12 protein-coding genes are annotated in these 12,031 nt (G+C 29.7%); 8 read left to right on the top strand and 4 right to left on the bottom strand.

Annotation, left to right across the window (positions count from 1 at the left end; all coding sequences use genetic code 11):
* The first annotated feature begins 93 nt into the window (after window positions 1–93).
* Entirely contained in the window at window positions 94–1,179 is a 1,086-nt protein-coding gene (locus tag OCU55_RS09935; RefSeq protein ID WP_261852149.1) for an NADH:flavin oxidoreductase, read from the top strand.
* A 170-nt stretch (window positions 1,180–1,349) separates the two neighbouring features.
* Window positions 1,350–1,787 carry a MarR family winged helix-turn-helix transcriptional regulator gene (locus OCU55_RS09930; protein ID WP_261852148.1) on the top strand — a complete coding sequence of 146 codons (438 nt, stop codon included), beginning with the start codon at window positions 1,350–1,352 and terminating at the stop codon, window positions 1,785–1,787.
* Window positions 1,788–1,914: 127 nt separating this feature from the next.
* On the opposite strand, the gene OCU55_RS09925 is transcribed toward OCU55_RS09930, so the two are convergent.
* The gene (locus tag OCU55_RS09925; protein ID WP_261852147.1) at window positions 1,915–2,721 is read right to left on the bottom strand and encodes a nitroreductase family protein; all 807 of its coding nucleotides are present in this window, start codon (window positions 2,719–2,721) and stop codon (window positions 1,915–1,917) included.
* Window positions 2,722–4,148: 1,427 nt separating this feature from the next.
* On the opposite strand from OCU55_RS09925, the gene OCU55_RS09920 reads away from it, so the two are divergent.
* Window positions 4,149–4,487, top strand: a complete 339-nt coding sequence (locus OCU55_RS09920) for an SdpI family protein (RefSeq protein ID WP_261852146.1) — start codon at window positions 4,149–4,151, stop codon at window positions 4,485–4,487.
* A 139-nt stretch (window positions 4,488–4,626) separates the two neighbouring features.
* Here OCU55_RS09920 and OCU55_RS09915 read toward each other — a convergent pair whose 3' ends face one another.
* From OCU55_RS09915 to OCU55_RS09905, 3 genes are all read right to left on the bottom strand, one after another.
* Window positions 4,627–4,959 carry a hypothetical protein gene (locus tag OCU55_RS09915; RefSeq protein WP_261852145.1) on the bottom strand — a complete coding sequence of 111 codons (333 nt, stop codon included), beginning with the start codon at window positions 4,957–4,959 and terminating at the stop codon, window positions 4,627–4,629.
* Between the two features lie 157 nt (window positions 4,960–5,116).
* Complete coding sequence (locus OCU55_RS09910; RefSeq protein ID WP_261852144.1) at window positions 5,117–5,344, bottom strand: hypothetical protein; 228 nt, start codon at window positions 5,342–5,344, stop codon at window positions 5,117–5,119.
* A gap of 309 nt (window positions 5,345–5,653) precedes the next feature.
* Window positions 5,654–6,727: an ArsR/SmtB family transcription factor gene (locus tag OCU55_RS09905; protein WP_261852143.1), complete on the bottom strand. Its 1,074-nt coding sequence runs from the start codon at window positions 6,725–6,727 to the stop codon at window positions 5,654–5,656.
* A 380-nt stretch (window positions 6,728–7,107) separates the two neighbouring features.
* On the opposite strand from OCU55_RS09905, the gene OCU55_RS09900 reads away from it, so the two are divergent.
* The 5 genes from OCU55_RS09900 to OCU55_RS09880 all read left to right on the top strand — a co-directional run bounded on the left by OCU55_RS09900 (window position 7,108) and on the right by OCU55_RS09880 (window position 11,995).
* Entirely contained in the window at window positions 7,108–7,869 is a 762-nt protein-coding gene (locus OCU55_RS09900) for a hypothetical protein (protein WP_261852142.1), read from the top strand.
* Between the two features lie 154 nt (window positions 7,870–8,023).
* A complete protein-coding gene (locus OCU55_RS09895) occupies window positions 8,024–8,914 on the top strand; it encodes a carbohydrate kinase family protein (RefSeq protein ID WP_261852141.1) in 891 nt (296 codons plus the stop codon).
* A gap of 280 nt (window positions 8,915–9,194) precedes the next feature.
* Window positions 9,195–9,812, top strand: a complete 618-nt coding sequence (locus OCU55_RS09890; protein ID WP_261852140.1) for a DUF1062 domain-containing protein — start codon at window positions 9,195–9,197, stop codon at window positions 9,810–9,812.
* A gap of 213 nt (window positions 9,813–10,025) precedes the next feature.
* Window positions 10,026–10,319 (top strand): CD3324 family protein, encoded by a 294-nt coding sequence (locus tag OCU55_RS09885; RefSeq protein WP_261852139.1) that lies wholly within the window; start codon window positions 10,026–10,028, stop codon window positions 10,317–10,319.
* Between the two features lie 704 nt (window positions 10,320–11,023).
* Window positions 11,024–11,995: a mannose/fructose/sorbose PTS transporter subunit IIA gene (locus OCU55_RS09880; protein WP_261852138.1), complete on the top strand. Its 972-nt coding sequence runs from the start codon at window positions 11,024–11,026 to the stop codon at window positions 11,993–11,995.
* Window positions 11,996–12,031 lie beyond the last annotated feature (36 nt).

The raw sequence follows: 12,031 nt of genomic DNA, 5'->3' as shown, positions 1-12,031 counted from the left end.
TTATAATTACAATTTTCATATTGTTGAATTTGACAAATATTGAGGATTTGATATTATATGTATATGCATATAATATTTTGGAGGTAGATAATAATGGTAAAGTCTTTATTTGATGAAACTAATTTAGCTGGTATTCCAGTAAAAAATCGATTGGTGAGATCAGCCACTTATGAAGGGATGGCAGATGCAGAAGGACATCTTACAGATAAATTATTCAAACTTTATGAGGATTTAGCCAAAGGTGAAGTTGGTACAATCATAACAAGCCTTGCAGCTGTAAGCTCAAGAGAAAAATGGATTCCTTGGCAGCTTGGAATCGACAAGGATTTATATATTGAGGAATATAAGAGACTAACTGATATGATTCACTCCTATGGCTCGAAGGTTATCATGCAGCTTGCAGCAGTGGGCTCTCAAACTAAGGCTGAAAATCAACCTGAAAGACCAATGTGGGGACCTAGTGCTATTAAAGATATTGGATATGGTAACATGCCAGAAGAAATCAGTGAAAAAGAGATTCTTATCCTTGAAGATGAATTTGCTGAGGCTGCACTTAGAGCTAAGAAGGCAGGTTTTGATGGAATACAGCTGCATGCGGCACATGGGTATCTTATAAGTAAATTCCTTACTCCTTACTATAATTTAAGAACTGACCAATATGGTGGAGGAATAGAAAATAGAAGCAGATTTTTAGTTGAGATCTTCAAGAAGGTTAGAGAAAAAGTAGGGGCTGAATATCCAGTACTTATAAAGATAAACTCAGAAGATTTTATGGAAGGTGGAATGACTTTTGAGGAATGTAAATATGTATGCCAGAAGCTTAAGTCAATTGGATTAACTGCAGTAGAGGTAAGTGGTGGAAGTCGTTCTTCTAACAGTGGCGAAGGTTATTCACGTACAAATTCACGCAATCAATCCTATTTCTTTTCCTATGCTGAAGAATTACAAAAAGAATATGAGATACCTGTAATCGCTATAGGAGGTAATAGGGATTTGAGTAAGGTTACTGAACTTCTTAATCAAGGTGAAATTGAGTTATTTTCATTTGCACGTCCATTGATTCGTGAAAGGGATCTTTTTAGTAGATGGAAATCAGGGGATACAACTCCAGCAAGATGCATTTCTTGCAATAAGTGCTCTATGTTTGGAAACAATCACTGTATTTTTGTAAATGAGTAATATTTTATACTAATATATATGTATATACATATATAGATTGGTAGTTGAATTAGGTCGATAGATAAATTTCAAGTTTTCTTTCCTAAGATAGAAGGAGCTTAGAGAACTTGACACAAATAACAAAGCAGGCTTATTATATGTATGTACATATGATAGGAGGTGTTTTACATATGTTCACTGAAGAGAATAAAAAGAAAATAAAAGATTGCGCTTGTAGAAATTTAAGAATGACAACTAGAGTAACAACTCTCTATTATGATAAAGCATTTCAACCAATTGGATTAAAGTCAACACAATTTGCCTTATTAGCGGATATCGCTTCTCGTGAGTCTAGTACGATAGGTGAATTGTCAGAAATATTATTAATGGATCAGACAACGGTAACTCGTAGCATAGAGGTTTTAAGAAAGAATGGATTCATAGAAGTAAGAGCAGCAGAGGATGATGCGAGAAAGAGATGTATATCTATAACGAAAAGTGGAACAGATAAACTGAGGGAAGCAATTCCTTTATGGCAAGAAGCTCAAAATAAGATTGTACAGTCAATAGGTGAGGAAAAATATAATGATTTCTTAGACACCTTGGCCCTAATACAAAGCTTTGTATAAAAACTATTAATATTTTAGAAACAAAAAGATTGGATACTTAATAGATCCAATCTTTTTTAATACAGATTATAAAATCTTAATCCTAACTAAAGCTAGTAGTTTCAAGTGTTTAACATAGTTTTTAAGTTTATTTTTCATAGAAAGTTGCGTCAAGGTTATTTCTAGTTGTTAATCTATTAAATGAATGCTTAGGGTGACCTACCATAACAACTCCAGTGATTTTCTTTCCTTCTGGAACCTTAAAGAGTTCTAGAAGAGGAGAATCATCGTTTAAGGCACAACATTCAAATACTCCAGCCCAGCATGATCCAAGACCGAGTGAAGGGGCAAACAGTTCAAGGTATGTTAAAGACAATATGGAGTTTTCTCTTCCTTTAAAAAAGTTTTTATCTGATATAGCTAGTATAAGACTTGGTGTATCTCTCAAAATAGTATCTGTGCCAGTTTGATTAAATTCATTTAGCATACCAGAAAACATTTTACTATATATAGGGTGGTTTTGAAGCCAGTTAACAGAAGTCTTTACAGCATTCTTTATTGCCTCCTTATCATCTACAATTATAAAGGACACTCCTTGGAGATTACTTGCAGTTGGAGCGTAGTGTGCGATATCAACTAGTTTCAATAAATTCTCTCTAGATACACTTTTATCATTAAAGCTGCGGATAGATCTACGAGATCTTATAAAGTTTTCAGCTTCCTCTGCAGATAGCTTTGGAGCATCTTTTATGCTAATTTGCTCTGAAAGTGGTGTTTTCTTATTATCAATAGCTTCCTTAGGACAAACAGCAACACAATGGCCGCAGGCTAGACATGCATCTGGGTTAATTTCCACAGGACCGTTATCTCCCATTTTTATTACGTTTGTAGGGCATTCCTTCACACACATTCCACATTTAATACATTTCTCTTCATTTAAAGTTATTAGACTCATTGTAATATACTCCTCACTTATTATAAATTTATATAAAAATTTTCTTAACAAACATTGATGTGTAACTTAGTAATGGACCTTGAAATTTTACTATCCTTTCACCATAACTCGGTATATGAGGTTGCGAAAGGTTTTACTACACTTGTACGTTATGCTCTACCAACAGCCCCCAAGAAAGAATAGTTATATTTTTTACATCCTCATATAGTTTTGAAAATAGATTTTGGGTAGAAATAGTTTATCTTTACATATTTAAAAGCTACAGTTTTTAAAGTATATGTATATGCATATATATGAGTAAAAATATGCTATGAATAGCTTGTTTTAATTAGGTATTGCGTATTTACTTAAAAATAAGATTGGCAAAGTATAAAAATGAAATCCTAGATTTAAGCTTTGTAAGATTAAAATATATATGCATATACATATATTAATATACAAACATTATTTTGTCAATAAAATGAAAATTTATAAAAGTAGCAAATATACAATCTAATAATTTACAAACTTAATAATAGCGCTTTTTATATGCAAGTTATTGTATTTAATGGTGTAATTTACGTATTAATTAGTCCGAAACAGTAAAATTTATGAATTATTTAAAGGGGAGCCAGTATGATATATTTAGCAAACCACAATATCAATTAGCTAATTTTGTGAATTTTGCTATTTCATTCCCTTACATGGCTTCATTTATTATTGGGAAAGTTATCTTGAGTTTTAGAAAATATAAAGGATTGGTAAATGGTACAATATAATAGTCTTATCTGACTGTTTAAGTGAAGGGACCTACGGGTTCCTTTTATATTTATGTTAGAAGATCTCTTCAATGCTATAACAATTGTAAAGAAATTAATAGATCTAATATATTCTAGTGCATAACACAATATCATTAGTAAATACAAAGATTGAAAACAGTAATGTGAGGATACTTATATTTTCACACACTAGTTTGTAAATAAATGAAATTATAGTACAATATGGGCATGATGCGATGTATGATATAGAGATGAGAGGTTAAAAACATGAATGATAGGATTCCAACCATTATAAGTTCATTATTATTCGAATATGCATCAAAACTAATAAATGCATCTGGTAATAAAATATATTGAGTCTATCTATATAATTTCGTTGCATTAGGTGCATTTGACATAAATAAAAGTGATATTGATTTTGTAACTATATTAAATAAAGATTAAATGATGTTAAAAGGTTTATGAAATATGTAATACAGGATTGCAATGAGAAATATAATTTTCTCTCAGCTTGAAAAATTATATTAAACTGCAATAGATAAGAAAAAAGCCTGCAAACCCGTATTATATGGGTAAATATTTAACTAGTTAAAAAGTTATAATTTTTTATTTTTAAAAGTTTTTAATGTTAAATTTTTTAAAAGTTGCTATCTGCAAAGGAGATTTATTATGAATTCAATTGGAGATTTGATTCCTTATTTATGTTTTGGTGTAATATTACTTATTGTAGGAATAGTTTTTAGGTGGGTAAAGATTAAGAAGATTAATGGATGGATTGGTTACAGAACAGCCAGCTCAAAGTCTAACCAGGAGAATTGGGATAAAGCAAATAAATATTTTCCGAGAGCAATGATAAAAGCTGGAAGTTTAAGTACGATTTTGGGGATAATACTATACTTAAGGTTTAAATCTTCAGTAACAGTTTATATGACATATATGATAATAAATCCAGTTGTAGCATTAGTGTACATGTTCCTTTCAACTGAGAAATACTTAAAAAACAATTAATGAAAATTGGTTCAAAATAATGTAGAGTGCTTGAGCTGGGATACCCATATAAAATCCTTTCTTCATGTTGAATCCTCTTTTCAAATCAAGAGTAAATTAGTTTTTGTTTTAATATACTAAAGATTAATCTAAACAATAATCATAAGGAATGGGCAAACTTTTTTATGAAAACAGAATTTACCAATCCAACTGTAGCAACAGTAAAGCCTATTCCAATACAAAAACTACTAAAAACAATAACTTTTAGCAGTGAAAGTGAAGAAAGTATACTACAGGCTATTCCGAAGCAAACATATATCTTTTGATTATATTTTATAAAGCCTTTGTTGTCTTTTATTACATAGTTCTTACCGTTTAATTTGATTATATCAAGTTTGAATAGTTTTGTAGGCTTCATAATGCCTAAATATATACTTGCAATACCTATCGACAATATGATTAAAACCAAAATATTTAATATAATAACTTTCATATACAAAGACACCTTTCTTTTTTATGTAATTAATATTATGAAATTAGTTTAATATACCATACTTAAAGATGAACCACTTCGATCCGAAATCTATTTTTAAAACTCTCACGGGTTCCGGTGAGAGGATTTAAAAATATAAATTATATTACGAAGTGGTTCATTTATATTTAGCTGAGTTGTACTTTAGAAATTTATATATAATCATACCTGCATTTACAAGAAGACAGGTAACAATAATTGTATTTATAAATTGAATAAATCCATATTGAGAGAAGAAGTGTAAAGCAATAACATCAATAAATAAGGCAAGCATTGTGAATTGACAAAAACGTATTTGTTTTGCGCCAATTCTGCGTATAATCTCATCTGAATCTAATAGTAGCATGTTTGAAACCTCCCAAAATATAAGAAATCCTACTTGTAATACCACATATTTGCGGTATAAAGCTTGTAATATATACTAATTATAACATAAAGTTCAAGGCAATCTACTTATACTAACGCAATTGATAAGATTTTAAGAAAATGATTATTAAAAATATAAATTCTATTATCAAGTGGTACATCCATAGTTAAAGCCATAAAGGCGAAAAATCCTTAATTATGAGTATGAATAATAGGGTATTAAATGTGAGAACCTCACTTACAGTAGTTACTTAGAACTGTAAGTGAGGTTTTTTATTATATGCTTTTATTACTTCTTTTTCTCTTCCTTAAAGTAGTTAATAAATTCTTCAAATGGCTTAATTAGTTTGGTGTTATTAAGGCAGTAATAAGAGCGATTGTCTGCTCTATTAAAAGTTACTACGCCTGTTCTTTGTAAAAATGACATATGATAAGAAATAGTAGCTGGAGTTATATTTAGTTTTTCTGCCAGTTCTTGGCCGAACCATGGTCTTTGTGATAATAGTTTTAATATTTCTATTCTATTTGGATCTGATATTGCTTTGAAAAAATTAGATAACCTCTCAGCTGATAAATCTTCATCAAATAATAAATCAGAATAAATACCTAGTATAAACCAATCAGCAAATCCCTCAGAATATATTGAGTAGTGGTGACAGCTAATATATTTAAAAAAGCTTAAGTGAATTGATATTTCAATATCATTAATTGAATCTAAGTTTAAATATTGTTCAACGAATTTTTGTGGATTTTCCTTTAATAAGAGCTCATATTTTTCCTTGTTAGCTGAAATCAAATTTATGATATCTGATTCAATAGGACTAAAACATCGACTATAAAACTGTGATAATAAAAGATAAAATCTCTGCTTTGTTTCTTCAGGGTTTTCAAGAGCTTCTATTACTCTATCACGTCTTTTACTATCTTGAAATTTAACCAGCTTAGCAAGCTTTAGCATTTCATTAGTATTACACTTTAAATTTTCATATTCTTCAGTATTTTCTTTAGGCATATTGTTTTTGCCTACACTTTTTATAATGTTAAAAGCTAAATCAGTGGCTTCAGAATTATTGAATACCTGTAAAAGCTGTGGAACCTCTGTTAAACCTGGATTTTGTAAGATATATTTGTATAAAATATAGCCTAAACCAGGTAAATCAAAAAAGTACTCTAATTCTTGCTCCATATAACGAGATAACTTTTTTCTCATCTCAGTGATATTTTTTATTATCGTATCATTTGGTTCCAAATCAAACTCACGTATCATTGTATAAAAATGTTTGTTAGTTCCTACTGCAAACATAGAATATAGAAATTCTAAAGGAGCATGAACTGTAAGAACCATATTTTTTGAATTAACCATATATACTCTCCTAACCATATACCTAGTTAGATGTTTATCTAATTAGAGTGTTATCTAAGTCATTATATAGCAACGAAATGATGAAGTCAATTTATACATACCAGAAAATACTAGAAGCGTTGAACTTCGAAAGTGTATAAATTTTTCATATCGAAATTCTTTATATAATGAGTAGCTTTAAGTTTAAGTTATACTCAAAGTAAAAGCCTTGCAAGATCTATTGTTAGCAAAGCTCATAACTTAAATTTTGATCTTGTAACTTTTTGTTTTGCAAATATCAAATAGAAATTTACATTAGATATTTATATAATAACTATTGATTCAAATATAATTTGGAAATATAATTGAGTTAGATATATATCTAAGTGGGGTGTAATTAAATGAATATTAAACAACTATTATTAAAACGTCTAGCAGAAATAGCTGAATCTTTAAGCAAAACACCTAATGCTTTAGCTTTGTTAGGAGTAGGTTCCATAGGGATAGAGTTAGATAGAATGGATGGATATTCGGACTTGGACTTCTTTGTTATTTGCAAGGAAGGATTTAAAGAAAGATTTATAGAAGATTTAGATTGGTTAGAAAGCATTTGCTCTGTTTCATACAAATTTAGAAATACTGAAGATGGATATAAACTTATGTTTCAAGATGGAGTTTTTTGTGAATTTGCTGTATTTGAACCACAAGAGCTCAAAAATATATCTTTTTCAGGTGGAAGAATAGTTTGGCAATCGGAAGAATTCAATATGAAAATAGGTGTTTCTGCAAACTTACCTATTGATAAAGCAGTAGATATAGATTTTAGTATAGGAGAAGCACTTACAAATTTATATGTAGGTTTATGCAGATATCAGAGAGGAGAAAAGCTTTCTGCCTATAGCTTCATTCAAGTCTATGCGAAAGACAGAGTGTTAGAATTGATTACAACAATTGAAAAACCGCAAGATATCAAGAAAGATGTATTTAATATAACTAGGAGATTTGAGTATAGATATCCAAATAAATCATCAATACTTTCTAAAATCTTAGTTGGTTATGATAATATACCTAAATCAGCTGAGGCTATTTTAGAATTTTTAGATTCAAACTTTTCTATTAATACAGAGATGAAGAATAAGATATTAGAACTTTGTCATATATAAAAAAATATAATTATTAGGACTATTAAAGCACTATATTGAAATTAATTGATCATTAATCCTATGCTTTAACTCTAATGGATCGCTCATATAATAGCTCCTGTAAGACCAATTAATTTTAACAATATTATTAAAATATAGAAAGGTGACGTTATAAGTGAAAAAAGTATTAGTACTAGGGGGAACCACTTTTGATTCAATAATTTACTTGGAAAGCTTACCAAAGACAGAGCCACAAACTATACATTATGCTCCTATGAATGAAACCATGGGATCTACAGGCGCTGGGAAGGCTTTGAATTTAGCTAAGCTTAATGTTGAAACTGTTCTTCATTCAATAATAGGAGAAGATCTTTATGGTGAGAAAATAATAAAAGCTCTTGAAGCATCAGGAGTTAACTTTATATATGATATAGACCCTAAAGGAACTGAGAGACATGTAAACCTAATGGATCAAAAAGGAAATAGGATATCAATTTTTGTTACTCAATCATCGTCTGATTTACAGTTAGATATGTCAAAAATAGAAGAAATTATAAGACAATGCGATATTGTGGTTCTAAATATAATAGGATATACGAAACAACTAATACATCTTATTAGAAAATACAAAAAGCCTGTTTGGACAGATCTCCATGATTATAACTTGGGAAATCCATATCATGAGGACTATATAAAAGCAGCAGATTATATATTTGTAAGTTCAGACAATATGCCAGACTATAGAAATACTATGAAGAAGTGGATGGACAGTGGAAAAGAACTTGTAGTTTGCACTCATGGAAAGAATGGAGCTACAGCTCTTACAAAGGAAGGAAAGTGGATTGAAATTCCAATTATTGAAGACTATAAGTTTAAGGATGCCAATGGCGCTGGGGATAGCTTTTTTTCTGGATTTCTATATGGTAACTTAAAGGGTAAAACTATTGAGGAATGCTTGAGATTTGGAACCATATGTGCAGGACTTTGTATTACTTCTCCAGAACTTTCATTTGAAAATTTAAGTGAAAAACTAATAAATTCAGAATATGAAAGATATTTTAAGTAACTTTTAAATAAGTTGCAAATTTAGAATGATATTAGGCAACCTAAATGTGTGTTTTTGAATAGCAGGTGGAATTTTGGCCTCATTCTTATTTATAAAATAAGAATGAGGTTTTATGCAGTGTTTAGAGCTGATAAAATATATTTAGAAAAAAGATTGGAGGAATTTTTTATGATGATAGATATTTTTAATGCATAGCAGAGGCTGTTGCATTATTAGTTGAAAATACAGTGAAATAGCCTTTGTAAATCCAATAAATAAATAAATAACTTGGAGGAGCAAAATGAGCTGTTTAAATAAATATCAATGGGAACTAGTCCCTCAAAACTTACCTATAGTAAAAAGAAGTTGTCCTAAATGCAATGAAAAAACAAATTATATAAATAGTGAAAAATTTAGAATAAATGCAAATAAAAATAGCATTGATATATGGTTAATTTATAAATGTGAAAAATGTAAATCAACTTGGAATATGACTATATATGAAAGAATAAAGCCTTGTAATGTTAGTAAACATGAGTATAATAGATTTCTTTCGAACGACAGAGAGTTAGCCAGAGAATATGCCTTTAATTCAAGTATATATAGCAAGAATAAAGCTGAAGTTTTCTTAGATAATATAAGTTATAGATTAGTTCAAAGAAAATTAGATACATACTATATAAAAGAAAATGAACTTGTTATTGAGATTATTTGCAAGTATCCAATAGACCTAAGAGTTGATAAACTTTTAAGTGATATACTTGGAATTTCAAGGAGCAAAATAAAAGGCATGATTGAAAAAGGGATAGTCTTTGTTAATGATAATAAAAATTCATCAAATATAAAGGTACGGTGTGGAATGGAGATACATGTTTTACAAGCAGTAAAGAATATAGAATTCTTAAAGGGTATAATATGATACTCTATATTATTGGCTGTAAGCATCTGTTGAAATCATGAAGCGGTTTTGGTAAAATCTGTGTAAGGGTAGTTAAGAAGGGAGCATTGTTTTATGAGAAGATATATTTTGTGTGCATAGCAGAGGCTATTGCATAAAGATGGTTAAATAATAAATTGTAAAAAGTAGCCTTTGCTAATCCTAAAGTAAAATTATATTTAGGAGGAGCATCAAATGAGCTATTCAAACGCAAGGGATATTTTTCCTAGTGAAATATTAGAGATAATTCAAAACTATGTGGATGGTGAATTTATTTATATACCGAAGAAAGAAGAAAATAAAATTGCTTGGGGTAAACTTACCAATAGCAAAAGTGAACTTTCCAAAAGGAATGCAAATATATATGAAGATTATTTAAAGGGAATGTGCACACAATCCCTTTCAGAGAAATATTATTTGTCAACTAAAACTATACAAAGGATTATATTAGAAAAGAGAAAATACCATAATATAGAATGTGCTACCTAATTTGTTTAGGTAGCACATTTTCACTGATAAAAAGATTAAAATTACCTTTATATATTGATTTTAAGATAATTGTAATTTATTTATTAACTGATAACGTTCATTTATAGGCAATTCATATCCAAACCAATCATAAATGGTAAGCATAAACCCAATCCTTTCTTACTTTAGCCATAAGAAAATTCTATATAGTATATACGATGCTCCTGATAAATCTATTTGTGATTTTCAAATATCAAAATTAATAATATCACAGTAAATGATTTTAACTTTGAGCCTATAAAACTAAAGATAAGTGCTTACAGTTTTTGTATAGTAGGTGGGACTTTAACATAGAAAAAATAAAGAAATAAAAAAAATAAAAAAAATTTAAAAAATGTATTGAAATGAATAAAGAATGATGTTATTATGGAAACGTACTCAAGAGAGAAACATTTAGATATGGCTTCTAAGTAGAGTACAATAAAAATTAATATTCGACATGTTACTGATTCGATTAGGCATGAGCGTAGTTAAATAAAATTATTTAATATTGGTTATTTATAATCATATAGTTTATACAATTTATAAAGTTATTATTTATTTTTTTAATGATTAAATTGTATGTATAAACAGTGTGACGAAAATCCAACCTATATTATAGATTTTATTTTGATGCTCATGCTTTTTGTATTTGTAACAAATATATAATTAGGAGGTATAAAAAAATGGTAGGAATTATTCTTGCTAGTCACGGTGAATTTGCTCAAGGCATATTACAATCTGGTTCAATGATTTTCGGAGAACAAGAAAACGTTAAAGCTATTGCATTAATGCCAAGCCAAGGACCCGATGATCTTAAAGCAAAAATGAAAGAAGCAATCGCATCCTTTGATAACCAAGATGAGGTTTTATTCTTAGTTGATCTTTGGGGCGGTACACCATTCAATCAAGCAAATGCTTTATTTGAAGAACATAAAGACAAATGGGCAATTGTAGCTGGTTTAAATCTACCAATGCTGATTGAAGCTTATGGTGCACGTCTATCAATGGAAACTGCACATGAAATTGCGACTTTCATCTTAACATCAGCTAAAGAAGGAATCAAGGTTAAGCCTGAAGCGTTAGAACCAGTAGATACTGCTAAAACTGCTTCTGCTCAACAATCTAACGCAGGTGCACCAGGAAAATTCGAGTATGTTCTAGCTAGAATTGACTCACGTTTACTTCATGGTCAAGTAGCAACTGCTTGGACAAAGGCTATGAATCCTACAAGAATTATTGTAGTTTCAGATGATGTAGCTAGAGATACTCTTCGTAAGAACTTAATAACACAAGCTGCTCCTCCAGGAGTAAAGGCTCATGTTATTCCAGTGGATCACATGATCAAACTTGCAAAAGATGACCAACATTTTGGAGGTCAACGTGCAATGTTACTGTTCGAAAATCCACAAGATGTTCTTAGAGCAGTAGAAGCTGGAGTGCCTTTGAAGACAATCAACGTTGGTTCAATGGCTCACTCTATAGGTAAAGTTCAACCAAGTAAAGTGCTTGCTTTCAATCAGCAAGATATTGATACATTCAATAAACTTAAAAAAGCTGGACTAAATTTCGATGTTCGTAAAGTACCAAATGATTCAAAGGGAAATATGGATGAAATACTTAAAAAAGCACAAGACGAGTTAGCTAAAGTTAAATAATTTAATTATTTAAGTAGTCTAATTTATTTAGAAAAA

It is taken from the genome of Clostridium folliculivorans (assembly GCF_024341905.1).
GTDB lineage: Bacteria > Bacillota > Clostridia > Clostridiales > Clostridiaceae > Clostridium_AR > Clostridium_AR folliculivorans.
Note: the sequence above shows the minus strand (reverse complement) of the source record. Positions and strands in the feature narration are given on the sequence as shown.

Excerpts from the sequence above, each read along its gene's own strand:
- OCU55_RS09935 (WP_261852149.1), top strand. The coding sequence starts at position 94 with ATGGTAAAGTCTTTATTTGATGAAACTAATTTAGCTGGTATTCCAGTA.
- OCU55_RS09930 (WP_261852148.1), top strand. The coding sequence starts at position 1,350 with ATGTTCACTGAAGAGAATAAAAAGAAAATAAAAGATTGCGCTTGTAGA.
- OCU55_RS09925 (WP_261852147.1), bottom strand. The coding sequence starts at position 2,721 with ATGAGTCTAATAACTTTAAATGAAGAGAAATGTATTAAATGTGGAATG.
- OCU55_RS09920 (WP_261852146.1), top strand. The coding sequence starts at position 4,149 with ATGAATTCAATTGGAGATTTGATTCCTTATTTATGTTTTGGTGTAATA.
- OCU55_RS09915 (WP_261852145.1), bottom strand. The coding sequence starts at position 4,959 with ATGAAAGTTATTATATTAAATATTTTGGTTTTAATCATATTGTCGATA.
- OCU55_RS09910 (WP_261852144.1), bottom strand. The coding sequence starts at position 5,344 with ATGCTACTATTAGATTCAGATGAGATTATACGCAGAATTGGCGCAAAA.
- OCU55_RS09905 (WP_261852143.1), bottom strand. The coding sequence starts at position 6,727 with ATGGTTAATTCAAAAAATATGGTTCTTACAGTTCATGCTCCTTTAGAA.
- OCU55_RS09900 (WP_261852142.1), top strand. The coding sequence starts at position 7,108 with ATGAATATTAAACAACTATTATTAAAACGTCTAGCAGAAATAGCTGAA.
- OCU55_RS09890 (WP_261852140.1), top strand. The coding sequence starts at position 9,195 with ATGAGCTGTTTAAATAAATATCAATGGGAACTAGTCCCTCAAAACTTA.
- OCU55_RS09885 (WP_261852139.1), top strand. The coding sequence starts at position 10,026 with ATGAGCTATTCAAACGCAAGGGATATTTTTCCTAGTGAAATATTAGAG.
- OCU55_RS09880 (WP_261852138.1), top strand. The coding sequence starts at position 11,024 with ATGGTAGGAATTATTCTTGCTAGTCACGGTGAATTTGCTCAAGGCATA.